Source organism: Bacillus velezensis, from assembly GCF_001461825.1.
GTDB lineage: Bacteria > Bacillota > Bacilli > Bacillales > Bacillaceae > Bacillus > Bacillus velezensis.
In genome coordinates this window covers 1-19,023 of record NZ_LLZC01000004.1, presented here as the reverse complement: position 1 = coordinate 19,023, position 19,023 = coordinate 1, and the positions used below count along the sequence as shown (strand labels likewise).

The window sequence follows — 19,023 nt, the reverse complement described above, 5'->3', positions numbered from 1 at the left end:
TTTTCCTGCCCGCGGTTTTTTCGTATTATCTGTTCTTGATTTGAGAAATAATAGCGGAAGTGACATCTTCCGTTGAATGTTTTCCGCCGACATCAGGAGTCAGAATGCCGCTGTTTGTGACCGTTTCAATAGATTGTAAGAGGAGATGGCCCAGTTCCTCTTCTCCGAATGAATCGAGCATTAATTTCGCCGTCCATATTTGGCCTATAGGATTGGCAATTCCTTTTCCGACAATATCCGGGGCGGAGCCGTGAACAGGCTCAAACATGGAAGGGTATTTGCCGTTTACATTGATGTTGGCTGCGGGAGCGATTCCGATGCTTCCCATAATCGCCGCGCCGATATCTGTCAGCACATCTCCGAACAAATTCGAAGCGACAATGACATCAAAGCGTTCCGGCTGCGTGACAAAGAAGGCCGCCAGTGCATCGATGTGCTGGGAATCCGTCTCAATCCCGGCGTACTCCCGGCTGACCTCTTTAAAGATGTCATCCCAGAACGGCATCGAGTGAATAATACCGTTTGATTTCGTCGCGCTTGTGACGTGTTTCCGCCGACTTTCCGCCAGTTCGAAAGCATACCGCATCACTCTTTCCGTACCCCGGCGGGAAAAGACCGCGTTTTGTATGGCGATTTCGTCCTCACCCTGATAGATTCTGCCGCCGACAGAGCTGTACTCGCCCTCACTGTTTTCGCGGACGACTATCAGATCAAAATCCTTCGGGTTAACGAGGGGGGAAGTGATTCCCGGCAGGAGCTTTGCCGGCCGCACATTAATCACCTGTTCAAATTCCCGGCGTATCTTAATGAGCAGCCCCCACAGCGAAACATGATCGGGGACGAGTTTTTGATTCCCCACCGCTCCCAAAAACAAAGCATCAAAGTGCTGTAACGTTTCTAATCCATCATCCGGCATCATAGTCCCGTGCTCCAAATAATACTCGCAGCTCCACGGAAAAGAAGTGAAATCAAAGGCAATGCCTCCATGTAATTCGGCGATCGCGTTCAACACCCGCTCCGCTTGCGGAATTGTTTCTTTCCCCACACCGTCCCCCGGTATGCTGGCAATCTTGTAAGTTTTCATGTTTCCGTCACCTCTGAATGAATTGTTTTCGGTTTACGGCAGACCGTCGACCGTCGTTCATCATAATTCCATATTACGCCACATCCGATATGCTGACAAGCTCGGGAATGTTGCTTCCATAGATAAACTGTTATATGATCATGGTAACAATAAGGCCTAAATTGTATGAAGAGGTAGGAAAGATGGATAATTTTAAATTAGATAAGCCAATCCCGTATTATCTGCAATTTTATTCCCAATTGAAAAAAATGATATTTGACGGGATTTTTAAACCGGGTGAACGGCTGAATGAGACTCAGCTGGCCAAGGATTTCGGAGTCAGCCGGTCGCCGGTCAGAGAAGCCATGCGGCTCCTTGAAAAGGACGGGCTTTTGACGGCAGACGATCGAAACGGCTTTGTCATTTATTCTTTGTCCGTTAAGGATGTTGAAGAGATTTATAAAATCAGAATGTCACTTGAATCACTGGCGGTCGAACTCGTTATTGATGAAGCGGCTGAGAGTGAAATTGACCTCATTGAAAAACAGCTGCGGGAGACGGAAGAAGCCATCAATAAAGGCGTCAAAGAGACTGAGATTATTTCCTTAAACGAGTCGTTTCATCGGCTCCTTGTGGATTTCAGCCGCAACAGCCGGCTGGCCATGCTGCTTGAGCATGTCAATGTGCTGATTAATTTTTGCAGAGTTCTTAATTTTAAAGGCGATGACCGTGCGGAGGTTATCCTGCATGAGCACCGGAAAGTCTTTGAAGAAATAAAAAAGGGCGATAAAACAAAAGCCGTGCAATATATGACGGAGCATCTCAAGCATGATGAAGAACATCTGAAAGGCGTGCTCAAAGCGGGAGAAACAGACGAATCATCACGATAGACAAGGTGAAAAGCCTTGTCTTTTTTTTTGCCGATGTCATCGAACCGTCATAAAGACCTGACGGATGTTCCTTGCATGATTTTTTCCGCGTCATTTATGATGGATATGGAAGAGACGCAAAAAAGGCAAAGGAGTTTGAAAAATGGCGAAACATATTCTGATGATCAATTTTCCCGCAGAAGGACACGTAAACCCGACTTTGGGTATGACAAAGGCCTTCAGCGAACGGGGCGATCACGTTCATTATATCTCAACGGAAAAATACAAAAGCAGACTGGAAGGAGTAGGGGCGAAAGTTCATCTTCACAGCGATCTGCTCAGAATGACACCTATTGATCCCGGCAGTCCGTCCGGCATACTTGCATTTTTAAAGGTTCATATCAAAACGTCACTGGAGATTTTACATATTGTGCAGCGGCTGTCAGAGGACATTCAATTCGACGCCGTCTATTATGATAAATTCGGTGCGGGAGAGCTGGTGCGGGATTATCTCAACATTCCCGGCATCTCTTCTTCAGCATCCTTCCTATTCAATGAAGACCGTCTGAAAATACTGCCGCTCCATCCGGAATCGGGCGTGCCGTTTCAGCCGGACAGGGAATGTGAAGAGCTGTTGGCCGAGATGAAAGACAAATACGGTGTCGCCCCTGACAGCATGGTTCAATTTATGAACAACACAGGTGAATTGAACGTCGTCTATACAAGCAGGTATTTTCAGCCCGAAAGTGAGACATTCGGAGATGAGTATTTATTTATCGGTCCGAGTTTTCCGAAGAGAAAAGGGCGCGTCGACTTCCCGATTGACTCATTAAAGAATGAAAAAGTCATTTATATCTCAATGGGAACGGTGCTCGGGGACACGGAAGCGTTTTTCAATCTGTGCATAGACGCGTTCTCAGATTTTGAAGGAAAAGTAGTCATTGCCGCCGGGGAAAAAGCCGATCTGTCGAAAATCAAACAGGCGCCGGAAAACTTTATCATCGCCCCGTACGTGCCGCAGCTTGAAGTGCTGGAGCAAGCCGACGTGTTTGTCACGCATGGCGGAATGAACAGTGTAAATGAAGGCATTCATTATCAAGTGCCGCTGGTCGTCATCCCGCACGATAAAGACCAGCCGATGGTTGCGCGCCGCCTGACTGAATTGGATGCAGGCTATACCGTGCAAAAAGATGAAGTGAGCGCTGAAAAGGTAAAGCTTGCCGCGAAAGAAGTGCTGCATAACGGAAAATACAAACAAGGCATTCAAGCCATTAATGAAAGCTTTAAAGACTGTACGGACATGAAGGATGTTCTGGCCCGGATCGACCGGTTTATTGAACAAAAACATGCTCAATAATACATGGAAAAAGCCTGTTTCCTCTGCCAAAGGGAAACAGGCTTTTTATAATGGCTTTTAGATGATGTGATGTTCTTCATTTGCAAGTTTCACAAGAGTCAAAAGAGATTCTGCCTCACGTGCGTCGAGTGTTTTTGCCAGACGGTCTTTTTCAAAGATCTGCTGGCCGAAGACATTCACTGACGCCTGGTCAACCGCCGTGTGCCAGTCCTTTTGTGAATGATTCTCAGAAAAAGAGAAAACGAACACGGCAAAGACCGCTATAAGCATCGCCATGACCCAAAATTTTTGCCGATTTCCTGCTGCTGACATAGGCCGCCTCCTAAACATTTTACTGGTATTAGATCATATATGAGCTGTTTTTAACAGAGTAAAGAAGTCATTATTTCAGGTAGTCCAAATGAAACGGAGCACAGCCGAAAGCCCGCCGGTCAGGCCGATGAGCCAATTCATATTTTGTTCATATTTTATTAAAAGTTTATCCAAGCCTGTCCTTTACAGTAGATATAACCACAAAATGCTGCTGAAAGGAGCCTTTTAAAAATGCATATTCATATGATCAACAAAAACCAGTTTGAGAGTGACTTGGAGGCGGCCGGCTTCAGCCGTCAGGCAGATGATATTATCGGCAAAATGAAAGAGTACGTAACGGAATACGCGGCTTCATCCGAACGGTTCCTGATTGAAATTCAAACCGTCATGAACGAATACAAAGCCGTCGTCTGCGCGATGTTTTCGACCATGGAAATTGCCGGTGCAAATAAAGACGAGAAGCATGTTGAATTTGAAGCCTGCACAGTATTGTGTGAATAAAAGACATTCATCAAACCTCCGCGGCTGCCTGAAGCGGCAGTATACTGACTGGTGTTTCGAGAAGGGAAAATATTGAAACTTCTAAAGCGGCCGTTCGTATAAAAGAGTAAATCAGCTTGTATATGGAGGTTCGTGAAATGAACGATAAGAAAAAACAAGCTTTTGAACAGCTTTTCAGCACTTTAGACGAAAGGCATGAAATAAACGGCGCTGTATTGGCAGCGGAAAACGGCCGCATCTTATACCAGGGGGCATTCGGCGCTGCAGAACTGAATACAAAGAGGATGCTGAATGACCAATCGGTCTTTGAATTGGCCTCAGTATCGAAGCCGTTTACAGCTTTGGGCGTTATCATTTTAGAGCAGCAAGGGAAGCTGCGTTATGACGATATGATAGAGCAGTGGCTTCCTGATTTTCCTTATCCGGGCATTACCATTCGGCATTTACTCCATCATACGTCAGGATTGCCGGACTATATGGAGTTGTTCTTAACACATTGGGACCGGGACAGAATTGCCGTTAATCAAGATGTGATCGATATGCTTAAGCAGCATAAGCCGGATGCTTATTTCCCGCCGGGCAAGGAGTGGCTGTACAGTAATACGGGGTATGTGGTGTTAGCGGTTATTATAGAAATTGTATCAGGCATGAGTTTTGCTGAATTTATGAAACAAGCCGTATTTCATCCGCTTCGTATGCACGATACGCGGATTTATAACAGAAGGCTGAGTAAAGAAAACATCCCGAACTATGCATATGGCTATGTGTATGATGTTCATTCCGGAGAATATGTGCTGCCGGATGATCTTGAGGAAACCGATTATGTCGTCTTTCTTGACGGGATTCAAGGTGACGGAACCGTTAACTCCGCTATTAGAGATTTATATCTGTTTGATCAGGCTCTTTATACGGAAGAAATCATCGGCAAAGAGTCTAAAGATCAAGCGTTTACACCGGGCTATTGGAATGAAGAAGAGCAATTCGGATACGGATTTGGCTGGATGATTCAAAACAGCCGGCAAAAAGGGAAGGTTATCAGTCACGACGGAGGCTGGCCGGGCTATTCAACTCTGATGATCCGGTATATTGACCAGAATAAAACACTGATTTATCTCAGCAATATGGAACAATCGTATCAATTTGAACAAGCTGTAATTGCCGCGGCTGTAAACATCTTATTTGATCAGCCATACGTGATTCCGAAACGTCCGGCAGATCAGAAAAAAGCAGATATCGATCCTGCGATTTACAGCAGATTTACCGGCAATTACTCATTTCAGGATGACACACATGCATCGGCGGCGGTAAAAGAAAACCGATTGTATCTTACAATAGACGGGCAGACACCATTCGAATTATTCCCAATGACGGAAACCCGTTATTTTGTCAGGGCGCTGCCGCTTGAAATTGAATTTGCAGGTGATAAAGCACAAACAGCCCCGCATTTTGTTTTATATCAGGACGGCACAGAAGAAACGGCTGTGCGGATAGACTGAGTGACATGCAAAACAAAACCGCCGTCCTGAGAAGACGGCGGTAATAGAAAAGTCAAACCCCTTTGATGACGCGAAATTTTCTTTTCGGCTCTGACATAAATATAGAAGAAAAAATCATAGCTCCGAGCATTGTGATGTATTCCATATAAAGCGAAACCTCTGCCAAAACCAACCCCGCAATCATTAAAACAGCGCCCAATACCACCGCAAAAACCTTCGTTTTCATGATGAGTTCCCCCTATTATCTGATAATTGAATTATACTGCATCTCCATTAATGTGTACATTTTGTGAACAATTTCACCTGATGAAAGGCAATAAAGAGAGATTTGAAGAATTAGGAGAAATGACAGGCCATCTTTTTGTTTTACCGAAGAAACGAAAGGGAAAGTGAAAAATCAAAAAGGCAAAGGAGTTCTTGAAATGAAAGCGAGACTATTTTTATTCAGCATGTTTCTCCTGATCCCCGTTCTGGCGCTTGCCGGATGCAACAGCCAATCTTCAGGAGGAAGCGAAAAAGCGAAAGACAAAGAAACGCACTCTCACGAAGACATGAATCACTCAGGTTCATCCGAGGTGCCGAAAGGTTTAAAGAAGGCCGAAAATCCGACTTATAAGGTCGGCAGTGACGTCATGATTTTAGCTTCTCATATGAAAGGCATGAAAAATGCGCAAGGAACCGTAAAAGGTGCTTATGATACAACGGTTTACAGTGTATCTTACACTCCGGAAACGGGAGGAAAGCGCGTCGAAGATCATAAATGGGTCATTCAGGAAGAGCTGAAGGGCGCCGGTAATAAAACGTTAAAACCGGGTGACAAGGCCGTGATCGAGGCATCCCATATGAAAGGCATGAAGGGCGCCGAAGCCGTTATTGATTCAGCCAAAAAGACAACCGTTTATATGGTCGACTATACACCGACTGACGGCGGCCAAAAAGTAACCAATCATAAATGGGTGACAGAAGACGAGCTTGCTGCCGCAAAATAAAAAGACCGCCAAAGCCGAAGGAACTCCTTTGGCTTTTTTGCGGTCTCACATTTATGCGGATTTTCTTTTCAAAGCAGGTCTCGTTAAAGAGAATACAGCTAACGCGACAGCGATAATGACAATCAAACCTCCGCACCAGGCTGTTGCTGTGACTGAACCGGTTTGTCCGATCACGCCGCCGCCGATGGCTGACCCGAGCGCGATGCCGATCTGCAAAGCGGACGTGTTGAAGCTTTGCTGAATATCGGAAGACTCAGGCGCAATTTTGATTAAATAGCTTTGCTGCGCCGGCGCAAGGCTCCAGCTGAGCAATCCCCAGATCACCATCGCAGGCAGGAAAATGATTAAAGAAACCGTTGTCAGCGGAAGAATAAACAGGATCAGAGCGAAAGAAACGGTCACAAGCATGATGCTTTTAAATGCCCCTAAGCGGTCATACAGCCAGCCTCCGAACGGGCCGCCGCATACCGCTGACAGACCGAACAAAAAGTAGCATACACTGACCCAAACGGAACTCAAATGAAGCGTTCTTTCCAAAAAAGGCGCAAAGTAGGCATAGAGTGTGTAATGCCCCGCCAATGTAAACAAGGTGACAAGATGTGCGCTGGCAATTTTGGCGGTCCCGATCGTCTTGATCTGCTCACGAAACGGAATCATTTTTTCAGCAGGTATTTTTTCGAAAAAGACGCTGATAATCAGCATGGAAACGAGAGATAATACGCCGATTCCCAAGAACAGAACGCGCCATCCGAAGGCATTGCTGATGATAATACCGATAGGCACGCCTAAAGCGATTGCGGAGCTGAACCCCATGAAAATGATGCCGATCGCCCGCGCTCTGTATTCAGGTGCCACGATTTTAGGAGCAATCGTTAAAGAAAGGACGACAATCAGCCCTGTGCTCATGGAAGCGAGCACCCGTGACACCATAAGTACGGCGAAATTGGGACTGAAATAAGCGACCAGATTACTTAGGAAGAAAATAAACAGTGCGATTAAATAAAGCCGCTTTCGTTCAGCCTTTGCCGTCACTGCCAAAAGCAGCGGGCCGGATACCGCGTAACCGAGCGCAAACACGCTGATCAGCTGCCCTGCGCTGACGATGGATATATCTAAGTCGGAAGCGATTTGCGGAAGAATACCGCCCACAATTAATTCAACCAATCCGACTGCGATGGTAGATGCTGCAAGCAGAAATACTTTGAAATTCATGTACAGATACTCCTTTTTTTATTTTTTAGAAAATAAAAAATCCTGATTACAAAAAGTGTACGGGACAATTTTTGTAATCAGGATTTTACGGTTCCTGGTAGACACCCTCAAACCATATCATTGAGGTTATACAATGTATGCAATATTCGGTTGTGTCCGTTTCTGCAAAAAATTCTACCATAATAGTGAGGGAGATTCCATAGAAAATTCGAGGAAATCCTTTCAAATTTCAATATCGGCGCCTGTAACGTCATTGATGAAGCAGGGAAAAAAATTTATGATAACCGTAAGGAGTCTATACAGATCAAACATTATACAGCCGGAGGAAACCGATGAATAAGTACGAAAAAATCGCCAACGAAATGAGAAAGAGGATTAAAAGCAGTGTATATGACATAGATCAGCCGATCCCGGATGAAAAGACGCTCGCTGCGGAGTTCGGGTGCAGCCGGATGACGATGAAGCGGGCGCTTGATACACTTGCGGCTGAAGGGATGCTTTTCAGAAAAAGAGGGCACGGCACGTTTATCATTCAATCAGCCATGCAGGATGAGCACGTTCACGTAGTCAGCAACGAAATTCTCGGCTTGAGCAATTTGTTAAAAGGCAAAGATATCAAGAGCAAGGTCATCCGGTTTGAAGTGCAGTTTCCGTCTCAAGATGTCGCCGCACATTTGGCCATCGATGAAAAGACTCCCGTCTATTATGTAGTGAGGCTCAGAATCGTTGAAGGCGAACCGTACGTTCTTGAAAAAACGTACATGCCGGCGAGCCTTATACCCGGCATTAATGACGAGGTGCTCAACCATTCCATCTACGATCATATTACGCGGGAACTCCAGCTCAAAATCGCAGGCTCACACAGAAAAATCAGAGCGTGCAAGTCGGATGATATGGATCAGCAATATCTCGGCTGCCGGCCGGATGACCCGATACTTGAAGTCGAGCATGTAGGCTTTTTGGACAACGGCACTCCCTTTGAATATTCATTTTCCCGCCACCGTCATGACAAGTTTGTCGTGACCTCAGTCAATATAAAACGTTCATAAAGCGCCGAAGAGTGAGAGAAAAACTCACTCTTTTTTTGTTGCCGCTGATTTACATCTTCGCTTCTTTTATGTTATATTACCCAATGATAGAATCATCCTACAAATTTCAGAGGTGTTTTGATGGAGATATCCAAAACAAGCAGACTGTCGCTCGTAGAACAAGTGGTGGCGCAAATTGAATCGTTAATTCAATCGGATAAATGGCCGGTCGGGACGCGCATTCCCCCTGAGCTGGATTTAATGAAGCAATTTGATGTGAGCAGAAACACATTGCGTGAGGCCATTCGGGCGCTCGTACATGCCGGCCTGCTTCAGACAAGGCAGGGAAGCGGTACGTATGTCAGCTCATCCAGTGTTCTCGGCGCGGCATTTTACCGCCATATTAAAAAATCAAATTTGCTTGAAACATTAGAAGTCAGATACGCACTCGAAAGAGAAGCTGCACGATTGGCGGCGGAAAGGCGTAATGACGAAGACCTGAAAGCACTGAAGGCATGCTTGGATGAATGTGAAGCGGCCTTGCAAAATGAAGATCGAAAACGGTATGCCGAAGCCGACATTAAGCTGCACAAAACAATTGTACAGGCGGCCCATAACAACATGCTTTCTGATCTATACGAGCATATGACGGAGGCGCTTTGTGCGTCAGTCCATAACCTGTTGGAAATCACCCCTGCTATCCGGATCCACACCCAGCTTGCCGCCGCGATTATCGGACAGAAACCGGATCAGGCCATGGAGGCCGTCAACCAATACATCAGAGTATTTAAAGATACAATACACATGGAGGATGAACATGAAAATTAAAGACGAACATCAAATTCTGCAAGCAAGTCAGCGTAAAAAACTGATATTGCTGGTCATCGGAGTCATATTGATAGGGGCCAACCTCAGAGCGCCTCTGACATCGGTCGGGCCGCTCGTTTCCTCAATTCGGGACAGCCTCGGCATGACCAATGCGGCTGCCGGCACCATTACGACAGTGCCGCTTTTGGCCTTTGCATGTCTGTCGCCGTTTGTTCCTTTATTGTCCCGGCGCTTCGGGACCGAGATTGTCTTACTGTCATCATTAATTGTCCTGACAGCCGGAACTCTGCTGCGCTCCATCGCCGGAATCGGCACTCTCTTTTTCGGAACGATCCTGTTGGGATTGTCGATCGCCGTATGCAACGTCCTGCTGCCGAGTCTCATTAAACATAAGTTTCCCGGAAATTTAGGCATCATGACCGGCGTCTACTCGGTTTCTATGAATCTGTGCGGCGCGATTGCATCCGGCATCAGCGTGCCGATCGCCTCTTCAGCGGGGTTAGGCTGGAAAGGCGCGCTCGGCTGCTGGGCTATCCTTTCTTTCATTGCGTTTGTCATGTGGATTCCGCAAATGCGAGGACGCGAACTGCCCGTCCGCACGACTGGGACAAACGGAGAGAAGAAAAGCAGTCTGCTGCGGTCTCCGCTGGCTTGGAAGGTGACGATGTTCATGGGGCTGCAATCCCTTATTTTTTACACCGTCATCGCTTGGCTGCCGGAAATTCTTCAGCAGAATGGACTCAGCTCAAGTAAGGCGGGATGGATGCTTTCATTAATGCAATTCTCAGTCCTGCCGATTACTTTTATCGTGCCGATCGCTGCCGCTAAAATGAAAAATCAGCGCGCACTCGCCGGACTGACGGCTTTATTTTTCCTTATCGGCATTGCCGGCGTTCTTTTCGGAAGCCCGGCTCTCACTCCGCTATGGGTCATTTTGATCGGAATTGCGGGAGGCTGTGCGTTCAGTCTGGCGATGATGTTCTTCAGCCTGCGGACCCGGCATGTTCATGAAGCCGCGGCGCTTTCCGGCATGGCACAGTCATTCGGATACCTGCTTGCCGCGTTCGGGCCGCTCGTATTCGGTTTGCTGCATGACATCACGCACGGCTGGACGGTTCCGTTATTCATGCTGATCGCAGTCTCCGTTCTGATCTTCATTTTCGGAGTCGGAGCGGGAAAAGCGGAACAGATCAAAACAGCATAAAAAAACAAAGGGCCCGCTTAGGGTCCTTTGTTTTTTATTTGAAAAGCTGTCTCAGGCCGTCAAGCTGTCAGTTTTAAGCCGATGACACCGATGAGGATAAGCCCCAGAGACACCAATTGTGACAGGTTGAATTTTTCTTTAAACCAAAGTATGCCCACGGCCGAAACACCGATGCTTCCCATGCCGGTCCAAGCCGCATACGCGACACCTGTGGGAAGAACCTGCATCGCTCCGGAAAGGCAAAAGAATGAAAGCATAAAGCCTGTTACCATGACAATCAGCGGCCACTTTTTTTTAAAACCGTCAATATGTTTCATGGCAACGGCCGCTACAACTTCCTCCGCTCCGGCAATAAATAACAGCAGCCATGCCATTAATGTTCACCCCTTGTTTCAGTTTCTTTCGTAAATACCTTCATTCCTAAAATGCCGGACAACAGCAAAGCCAAAAAGAATATTTGCCCGATTGAAAACGATTCGCCTAAAATGACGCCCGTTACATATGTGCCGACGGTGCCTATTCCGACAAAAACGGTATATGCGGCAGCCATCGGAATTTTTTTATAAGAGCGGATCAGCATCAGAAAGCTGACGGCAATCAGAAGGAAAATACCGATCCAATCAAAGAGCGAATCCGCATGCTTCAGGGCGGACGCCCAAACGACTTCTAACAGTCCGGCTATCAATACAAGCAGCCAATACATGATACAGTCACCTCAGTTATGAATGAATGTCAGTCATTTTTACGGCGATCAAAAATGATCGGTCTCCGCCAATCATTTCTGCAAGCTTCTTTTGAGAAAGCTGAATATTTCTTTTTTATATACTTCGAGATCGACATCCTGTTCACAGCCGATATAAAACCGTTCAGCCGCGTTCTCGACAACGTTGATAATCGTTCTGGCCGTCCATCTGACATGAATGCCGCTGTGGACCTCACCCTGTTCAATGGCCGTATTGATCACGCCTTCCAGCCAGGAATAATAAGGCTGATAAATGGCTTCCCATTTCTCCATTGAATGATCGATGGCAAGACCGGAATAACAGAGAACGATAATATCTTTATGAAGCCGGGTGATGTGAAATGTCTCATCTACCAAAATGTCCAGCAACGTCCAAAAATCTTCAGAACCGTCCGTTTTCCCTTTTATTCTGTCCAGCGTAGTGTCGAGCAGGTTTTCTGCAATCGCGGATATCAGTGCGTTTTTAGAAGAAAAATATAAGTAAAACGTACCTTGGGCCGTGCCGGCTTTTTTGACGATTTCTGAAATGGATGCTTTGTCTAAACCTTTTTCAGAAATGACTTCAATCGCGGCTTGCAGGATCTTTTCGTATTTTCCCGAGCTTTGTTTTGCCAATAGAGGGGTTCCTCCTTTTATGAATGACTGTCATTCATTTTATCGCATGTTCGCTTTTTTGTCATCCTTTAAAATAAAAATACCGGAAAGAAGACCAAACTTCTTTCCGGCATTCGTCATTTATCACTGTCGATCATAGCCTTCGGCAGACCCGTATATTTTGCCCAATAATAAATACCGAGCGAACCGATGGCGATCAGAATCAGGTCAAGCGGATTGCTGATAATGCCCAATCCGTGGCCGAACGAGCCGAGATAGGAGAAAATCAGCATCATGACATAAAAGCCGACGATCCACCATGCTGATTTCAGCTGCTGCCGTATGCTGACATCATCTTTGGGAGCATATTTACTGAAACAGAGATAGATCAGAAACATGACAATTTGAGAACCGAGAAGCCAGGATACGGTGCGCCATCCGGACCAATATACAATATAAGAGGTAAAAATAAACGACAGCGGTCCGATGATGCTCATCCCTTTTAAATAAAACGGTCTGTTAATATTCTTCGCGTTGACTCTCAGCGCCGCAGAAGAAATCGGCGCAATCGCATAAGACAGAATCAATGCGACGGAGCAAACGTTGACAAGAGCGTTCCAAGAAGGGAACGGAAGCGTCCAAAAAACAGCCAGACCGAACGAAAGCCAAAGGGAGGCACGCGGTGTCCCGGTTTCTTTATTGACTTTAGAAAAAATGCTGAATAATGTTCCGTTTCTGGCCCAGGCATAGACGAGACGTGAAGTCGTATTCATAAAGATATTTCCGTTACCGCCCGGTGATAAAATCGCATCTAAAATGACCAATGTCGCCAGCCACCCCAAACCGAGCAAAACGGCGATATCTTTGAACGGAAGGGAGAATTCAGTCCCGATAGCCGGCCATCCGTGCTTCAGGGTATCCGCCGGGATCGCCCCGATAAAAGTGAGCTGCAGCACGGTGTAAATAATAGTAGACACGATAATACAGACAATCAATGCGATCGGAATGTTCCGCTTCGGATTCTGCACTTCACTCGCGACAGCCACAATCGGATGCAGCCCAAGGTATGCAAACATGACGCCGCCTGTGGAAATCGCGGCCTGAATTCCGGTGAAGCCAAAAGGCGCGAATCCGTGAACGGTCATATTGCCCGGGTGAAAATGAAAAATCAGTACCACAATTACCGTAATCGGTACGACATATTTAAAAATCGAAATAATGAAGTTTGCTTTCGCAAAGGTTTTGACACTCCAGTAATTGAGGAGGAAGAACAGGCAGAGCAGCGCAAATTGCAATATCCACCCGGCAATTGTCGGAGAATCGGAGCCTTTTACGGTCAAACCGGGAAACCAATACGCCACGTATTGGCGGACTGCCGTGACTTCTATAGAAATAAGACTCGTGTATGCCACAATGGTGACAAAGGAAATTAAATATCCGACCAGGTGTCCGTGTGAATATACGGGGTACCGGATAATTCCCCCGGTCCGCGGCAGCGCGGCGCCCAGTTCCGCATAAACCAAGCCGATCAATAAGATGATTCCCCCGCCGATCAGCCAGGAAAAAATGCCTGATGGGCCCGCTTTAGAGGCGACGTTACTGACGGCAAACAGCCATGCCGAACCGAATATGGCTCCCATGCCGATTAAAATAAGATCAAAAAGTGACATAGTTTTCTGGAAGTTTCCTTGCTTAGACATTCGCTGCCTCCTTAGAAAAGACATTGTTCTCTTTACATAATTCCCATTATCATTCAAACATACCCAGCCGGCCGGCTGGAAAATTAGGACAACTTTCGAAACGAAGTATGTACAGCAATGTGCTCACATTATAATAACGGCCGTATGGCAAGATCTCCCGGCTTATATTCCCCGTTTTAAACACATTCAAACCTCATATTCAGAAAAACAAAAAACGCCCGAAACAGGCGTTTTTTGTTACAAGTTCATATCTTTCAGTCCGGGGCTGTGCTCATTCGGAAGCTCGGGAAGTTCCGGCACGGGGAAACCTTTAGGAGGCTCGGACACACTTAATTCGCCGCCGTTTCGGCTCGGCGTCGTTCCCTGCAGAATTTCTCCGATCCGTGTCGGATCCAGTCTGAAATTAAATTGGGTATTATGATAACCCATCTCAACGAATTTTCGGCATTCCGGGTATTTTTCAATATCATAATTCGGCACGGGAAATAATTTGCCCCATTCGACACCCAGTGTTTCCAACGCTTTTGTAAATGCATTTTGATGGGCGTTGTCACGGACGATCAGAAATCCGAGTGTTTCTCTGAACGTCTGATTTGAACTCATTTCATAAATGCGTGTCTTTTGCAGCACGCCGGTTGATTCCAGCACGACATTGTCCAATAAATCGGAAATCAGATTCCCGTGGTTGTATACCCAAGACCCGTTCCATGGATTGCCGCCGGCGTCTACAGGAAGAGAACTTTGCGCCCCGATGATAAAATGGTGCGGATTGGCGTGTTTCACCGCTTCATCAAGCGGCGCCTGATCTGCTGCCTGATTTCCGGCGCCCTCACCGCCGCTTTCATCTAGCAGCGCATTGATCGTACTTTGGACGAGTTCAACGTGTGCGATCTCTTCTAAAAATACACCGCGAAGCAGATCGCGGAACTGTTTTTCTTTTCCTCTGAAATTAGAGCTTTGGAAAAAGTATTGCATCATCGTCCGCATTTCTCCGTAGTGCCCGCCTAAAATTTCCTGAAGCACCTTGGCCGCGGCCGGGTCCGGCTTGTCCGGTTTAATGATATTGATCAGCTCTTCTTTGTAATAATACATAAACAGCGCCCCCTGAAAGAAGTTTTCGGTTCTTCTGTTAGTGTCTTTGCAAAGTCAGTTTTTATGTATCGGCATCAAAAAAAGGACGGAAAGCGTGTCCGTCCTTTTGTGTTAAGCCTCAACCGCCCCGCGAAGTTTCGTGTTGACAAGCCCGTTCCATCCTTGATCCATCGTACTGTGAATCTCGGAGCTTTTCCGATTGACTTTATTGATGACGGCTTCCGGCTCTTTCCATCCGCCGTGAATGAGAGTGAATTCCGTATCTCCGCTTTCCGTTTCCTTTAAGACAAAAGAAACGATCCAGCCTTCCGTATCCCACGAAAAAGAAAGGCGGTACGGCGCTTCAATATCCAGCAGCTTGCACGGAGAGGGACCGAACGGAGATTCCAGCTGAAACTCACTGTCTTCTTGAGGTGTGAAATCATTCGGCATAAACCAGAGAGACAGGCCGTCCGCAGTGGAGACCGTATCCCAGACAACTTGTATCGGCGCCTTGAAAACGGCGGTATGAATAATGTCGGGTAATGGCTGATTGCCGCTGTTGTTGTTGTTATCTTTGTTTTGTTTATCAGACATGATGCGTAACCACTCTTTCGCTGTTTTTACTTTTGATCATACTACACGGGGCAGGACATTTGAAATCAAATCAAACTTATTCTATGCTTTTCCAAAGCCATTCAATTCATTTTAAGGAGACGTAGTGATGACAGATCAATTTAAAGCGTTAGTAGTCGATCAACGTGAAGACCGGTTTTCAGTCAGCGTACGGGAGCTGGCGGTTCAGGACCTTCCCGAGGGTGAAGTGCTGATTAAGGTTTGCTACTCAGGGGTGAATTATAAAGACAGCTTGGCTGCCATTCCTGACGGCAAGATTGTAACGTCGTATCCTTTCGTTCCGGGAATTGATTTAGCGGGAATCGTCGTTTCCTCAGATGACGCCCGTTTCAAGGAGGGAGACAAAGTCATTGCGACAAGCTACGGCATAGGTGTTTCCCGTTTTGGCGGTTATAGCGGGATGGCCCGCATTCCGGCAGATTGGATCGTGCCGCTGCCTGAAGGTCTGACACTTAAAGAAGCCATGACGATCGGAACCGCCGGCTTCACTGCCGCATTGTCCGTCCAGCGTCTTGAAGAAAACCATGCCGCTCCTGAAAAAGGGAAGGTGCTGGTGACGGGAGCGACAGGCGGCGTCGGAAGCTTTGCCGTCTCCATTCTTTCAACCGTAGGTTACGAGGTCGAGGCCAGTACGGGAAAAGAAGACGAAAGCGGCTATTTGAAGAGCCTCGGAGCAAAGACGGTCATTCACCGTGACGAAGTGTATAACGGCACGTTAAAACCGATGCAAAAACAAAAATGGGCAGCGGCCGTCGATCCGGTCGGAGGTGAGCCGCTTGCTTCAGTTCTCAGCCAGATTCAGTACGGCGGATCAGTTGCTGTGAGCGGACTGACAGCGGGAACGAAACTCCCGGCTACAGTCTTCCCGTTTATATTGCGCGGCGTCAGTCTCTTGGGAATCGATTCCGTATTCTGTCCGATGGAGACAAGAAAGAAAACATGGCAGCGTTTAGCTGATGAGTTCAAGCCTGCAGATCTGGAGGCCTTTATTCAAAAGGAAATTACACTTGAAGAGCTGCCGGATACGCTTCCTGCCCTTTTAAAAGGAGAAGCGAGAGGGAGAACGATCGTTACGATAAACGAAGAATAAAACAAAAACCCCCAACTGCTGATTGGGGGTTTTCAATATATAATCAATTATTTATTGAAAAGAGATTAACTATTGAGTATATCGTGAAAATGAGTTGATTAAAAATATAAATTGATTACATATAGGTAATATAAAGGTAAGTTATAAAATTTTCTGAAATATTTATTGACTGAAAGCGCTTTTAAAATTATGATGATAACATAAGTACCAATAATATCATTATAACTTCACTACAAAGTAACTATAAAATAACAATTTGACGAGAGAGGAGAGCGAATAATCACTATAAATGATAACGCTTTCAGATCATTTTCTTCTTATATAACTGTTTTGGACGGTCAGAACTTGTATGCAGACGTTATAGGTGTAAATATTGATAACTGAATATTCCGATATTATCTCTGTGTAAAAACTAGGAGGATTTGAAGATGAATAAAAATAGCAGCCAGCATTCATTTTTAAGAACCATCATTTTGGTATCGACGTTCGGGGGTCTACTTTTCGGCTACGATACAGGTGTAATTAATGGGGCGCTGCCGTTTATGGCGGAAGCTGACCAGCTTAATCTTACGGCTTTGACTGAAGGGATGGTGGCGAGCTCCCTGCTCTTGGGGGCTGCGATCGGAGCAGTTTTCGGAGGGAGATTGTCGGACTATAACGGCAGACGTAAAAATATCCTTATCCTTGCCGTTTTGTTCTTTGCAGCGACGCTTGGATGTACACTGGCGCCTAACGTATCGGTTATGATCATCTCCCGTTTTCTGCTGGGGCTTGCCGTTGGGGGAGCATCCGTAACCGTTCCGGCGTATTTGGCTGAAATGTCGCCGGCGGAAAGCCGAGGGAGAATGGTTACCCAAAATGAATTGATGATTGTAACGGGCCAGCTGCTTGCCTTCACGTGTAATGCTATCATCGGCAATGTGCTTGGTGATACCTCTCACGCCTGGCGTTATATGCTCGTTATCGCGGCCCTTCCGGCGGTATTCTTGTTTTTCGGTATGCTGAAAGTTCCTGAAAGTCCGCGCTGGCTTGTTTCTAAAGGAAGAAAAGAAGATGCTCTGCACGTTCTCCGGCGAATAAGGAATGAAGAGAAAGCGAAGTCTGAGCTCGCTGAGATTGAATCTGCCTTTCATAAGGAAGCTGAGATGGAGCAGGCCGCCTTTAAGGATCTTGCCGTTCCGTGGGTGCGCCGCATTGTGTTTATCGGGATCGGAATTGCGGTAGTGCAGCAGCTCACCGGCGTGAATTCAATTATGTATTATGGAACTCAAATTTTAAAAGATGCCGGTTTCGAGACAAAAGCCGCATTAATCGGCAATATCGCCAACGGTGTGATTTCGGTGCTCGCGACTTTTGTGGGAATATGGCTTCTCGGCAAAGTCGGCCGCCGCCCGATGCTGATGACGGGGCTGATCGGAACGACTGCGGTGCTGCTTTTGATCGGAGTTCTGTCTGTCGTGCTGAAAGGATCGCCTGCTCTTCCTTATGTGGTTCTTTCATTAACAGTCACTTTCCTTGCGTTTCAGCAGGGGGCTGTCTCTCCGGTGACCTGGCTGATGCTGTCGGAGATATTCCCGCTTCGATTGCGGGGGCTTGGTATGGGGGTCACTGTCTTCTGCCTCTGGATCGTGAACTTCCTTGTGGGTTTAACTTTTCCGGTCCTGCTCGCCAACATCGGATTGTCTGTAACTTTCTTCATTTTTGTTCTATTAGGGATAGCGTCCGTTATATTTGTGAAAAGGTTCCTTCCGGAAACGAAAGGTCTGTCGCTCGAACAGCTTGAACAAAACTTCCGTGCTTATGAAAAAACAGATCGTAATAGCGCAGAAGCTGAGGTGAGCGGGTAATCTGAATAGACGCGGGGTTCCTAGGAATCCTGCTTTTTTATTTATTATATAGAAGGGAATAATAAGTGAGAAAAAAGTTTCGTAAAAGTGTTGACCTCATTTAAAGTGCATGGTATATTATTAAACGTCGCTGATGAACAAAGCGATAACGACAAATGAGAAAATGATCTTTTGAAAAAAAGGCTTTGCAAATTCTCAAAATCGTGTATAATAAATGAAGTCGAGAAAAAGACTTCGAAAGAAATGAAAAAACACTTGACATCATAACTGATTGGTAGTATGATAGTTAAGTCGCCTGATAAGCGCCCGTAGCTCAATTGGATAGAGCGTTTGACTACGGATCAAAAGGTTAGGGGTTCGACTCCTCTCGGGCGCGCCAATACAAACGCGGGTGTAGTTTAGTGGTAAAACCTCAGCCTTCCAAGCTGATGTCGTGAGTTCGATTCTCATCACCCGCTCCATTATAATGATCTTTGAAAACTAA

Annotated in this window: 20 protein-coding genes, 2 tRNA genes and 1 riboswitch; of the genes, 12 read left to right on the top strand and 10 right to left on the bottom strand. The window is 46.3% G+C overall.

The features are described 5' to 3' along the window. Window positions 1-25: 25 nt before the first annotated feature. Window positions 26-1,084: a tartrate dehydrogenase gene (locus tag AR442_RS01675; RefSeq protein WP_014417051.1), complete on the bottom strand. Its 1,059-nt coding sequence runs from the start codon at window positions 1,082-1,084 to the stop codon at window positions 26-28. A gap of 182 nt (window positions 1,085-1,266) precedes the next feature. Between AR442_RS01675 and AR442_RS01670 the strand changes: the two genes are divergently transcribed. Then, window positions 1,267-1,953: a GntR family transcriptional regulator gene (locus AR442_RS01670; RefSeq protein ID WP_014417052.1), complete on the top strand. Its 687-nt coding sequence runs from the start codon at window positions 1,267-1,269 to the stop codon at window positions 1,951-1,953. A 142-nt stretch (window positions 1,954-2,095) separates the two neighbouring features. After that, the gene (locus AR442_RS01665) at window positions 2,096-3,289 is read left to right on the top strand and encodes a macrolide family glycosyltransferase (RefSeq protein ID WP_014417053.1); all 1,194 of its coding nucleotides are present in this window, start codon (window positions 2,096-2,098) and stop codon (window positions 3,287-3,289) included. 57 nt (window positions 3,290-3,346) lie between these two features. On the opposite strand, the gene AR442_RS01660 is transcribed toward AR442_RS01665, so the two are convergent. After that, complete coding sequence (locus tag AR442_RS01660) at window positions 3,347-3,601, bottom strand: hypothetical protein (RefSeq protein ID WP_014417054.1); 255 nt, start codon at window positions 3,599-3,601, stop codon at window positions 3,347-3,349. A gap of 231 nt (window positions 3,602-3,832) precedes the next feature. On the opposite strand from AR442_RS01660, the gene AR442_RS01655 reads away from it, so the two are divergent. Together AR442_RS01655 and AR442_RS01650 are read left to right on the top strand one after the other, a co-directional pair. Next, a complete protein-coding gene (locus AR442_RS01655) occupies window positions 3,833-4,102 on the top strand; it encodes a hypothetical protein (RefSeq protein WP_007409303.1) in 270 nt (89 codons plus the stop codon). A gap of 137 nt (window positions 4,103-4,239) precedes the next feature. Continuing rightward, a complete protein-coding gene (locus AR442_RS01650) occupies window positions 4,240-5,598 on the top strand; it encodes a serine hydrolase domain-containing protein (RefSeq protein ID WP_014417055.1) in 1,359 nt (452 codons plus the stop codon). Window positions 5,599-5,650: 52 nt separating this feature from the next. Here the strand turns inward: AR442_RS01650 and AR442_RS20585 are convergent, their stop codons facing one another. After that, window positions 5,651-5,824, bottom strand: coding sequence for a hypothetical protein (locus AR442_RS20585; RefSeq protein ID WP_007409301.1), 174 nt, complete (start codon window positions 5,822-5,824; stop codon window positions 5,651-5,653). Between the two features lie 196 nt (window positions 5,825-6,020). Between AR442_RS20585 and AR442_RS01645 the strand changes: the two genes are divergently transcribed. Beyond that, on the top strand, window positions 6,021-6,587 hold the full coding sequence (locus AR442_RS01645; RefSeq protein WP_014417056.1) for a YdhK family protein: 567 nt from the start codon (window positions 6,021-6,023) through the stop codon (window positions 6,585-6,587). 51 nt (window positions 6,588-6,638) lie between these two features. Here the strand turns inward: AR442_RS01645 and AR442_RS01640 are convergent, their stop codons facing one another. After that, entirely contained in the window at window positions 6,639-7,799 is a 1,161-nt protein-coding gene (locus AR442_RS01640; RefSeq protein ID WP_053285508.1) for an MFS transporter, read from the bottom strand. Window positions 7,800-7,853: 54 nt separating this feature from the next. Then, window positions 7,854-7,953: riboswitch (purine riboswitch) on the bottom strand. A 178-nt stretch (window positions 7,954-8,131) separates the two neighbouring features. Here AR442_RS01640 and AR442_RS01635 point away from each other — a divergent pair. From AR442_RS01635 to AR442_RS01625, 3 genes are all read left to right on the top strand, one after another. Beyond that, on the top strand, window positions 8,132-8,848 hold the full coding sequence (locus tag AR442_RS01635) for a GntR family transcriptional regulator (protein ID WP_014417057.1): 717 nt from the start codon (window positions 8,132-8,134) through the stop codon (window positions 8,846-8,848). 120 nt (window positions 8,849-8,968) lie between these two features. Next, complete coding sequence (locus AR442_RS01630) at window positions 8,969-9,655, top strand: FadR/GntR family transcriptional regulator (RefSeq protein WP_014417058.1); 687 nt, start codon at window positions 8,969-8,971, stop codon at window positions 9,653-9,655. Further along, window positions 9,645-10,859: a CynX/NimT family MFS transporter gene (locus tag AR442_RS01625; RefSeq protein ID WP_012116961.1), complete on the top strand. Its 1,215-nt coding sequence runs from the start codon at window positions 9,645-9,647 to the stop codon at window positions 10,857-10,859. The genes AR442_RS01630 and AR442_RS01625 overlap by 11 nt, the downstream gene beginning before the upstream one ends. A gap of 59 nt (window positions 10,860-10,918) precedes the next feature. Here AR442_RS01625 and AR442_RS01620 read toward each other — a convergent pair whose 3' ends face one another. From AR442_RS01620 to AR442_RS01595, 6 genes are all read right to left on the bottom strand, one after another. Further along, window positions 10,919-11,233, bottom strand: coding sequence for a DMT family transporter (locus AR442_RS01620; protein WP_003156024.1), 315 nt, complete (start codon window positions 11,231-11,233; stop codon window positions 10,919-10,921). After that, complete coding sequence (locus AR442_RS01615) at window positions 11,233-11,562, bottom strand: DMT family transporter (protein WP_003156023.1); 330 nt, start codon at window positions 11,560-11,562, stop codon at window positions 11,233-11,235. Before AR442_RS01615 ends, AR442_RS01620 begins: the two co-directional genes overlap by 1 nt. 72 nt (window positions 11,563-11,634) lie before the next feature. Next, complete coding sequence (locus AR442_RS01610) at window positions 11,635-12,216, bottom strand: TetR/AcrR family transcriptional regulator (protein WP_007409294.1); 582 nt, start codon at window positions 12,214-12,216, stop codon at window positions 11,635-11,637. A gap of 116 nt (window positions 12,217-12,332) precedes the next feature. After that, window positions 12,333-13,895, bottom strand: coding sequence for an APC family permease (locus tag AR442_RS01605; protein WP_017419163.1), 1,563 nt, complete (start codon window positions 13,893-13,895; stop codon window positions 12,333-12,335). Between the two features lie 237 nt (window positions 13,896-14,132). Then, window positions 14,133-14,987: a manganese catalase family protein gene (locus AR442_RS01600; protein ID WP_022552682.1), complete on the bottom strand. Its 855-nt coding sequence runs from the start codon at window positions 14,985-14,987 to the stop codon at window positions 14,133-14,135. Between the two features lie 111 nt (window positions 14,988-15,098). Continuing rightward, complete coding sequence (locus AR442_RS01595; protein WP_014417060.1) at window positions 15,099-15,563, bottom strand: SRPBCC family protein; 465 nt, start codon at window positions 15,561-15,563, stop codon at window positions 15,099-15,101. Between the two features lie 127 nt (window positions 15,564-15,690). Here AR442_RS01595 and AR442_RS01590 point away from each other — a divergent pair, with 127 nt between their 5' ends. The 4 genes from AR442_RS01590 (at window position 15,691) to AR442_RS01575 (ending at window position 19,000) form a co-directional block, all read left to right on the top strand. Beyond that, window positions 15,691-16,692, top strand: coding sequence for an NADPH:quinone oxidoreductase family protein (locus AR442_RS01590; protein ID WP_053285509.1), 1,002 nt, complete (start codon window positions 15,691-15,693; stop codon window positions 16,690-16,692). A gap of 428 nt (window positions 16,693-17,120) precedes the next feature. Continuing rightward, entirely contained in the window at window positions 17,121-18,539 is a 1,419-nt protein-coding gene (locus AR442_RS01585; protein WP_014417062.1) for a sugar porter family MFS transporter, read from the top strand. A gap of 302 nt (window positions 18,540-18,841) precedes the next feature. Next, window positions 18,842-18,918, top strand: a tRNA-Arg gene (locus AR442_RS01580). 8 nt (window positions 18,919-18,926) lie between these two features. Next, window positions 18,927-19,000, top strand: a tRNA-Gly gene (locus tag AR442_RS01575). Window positions 19,001-19,023 lie beyond the last annotated feature (23 nt).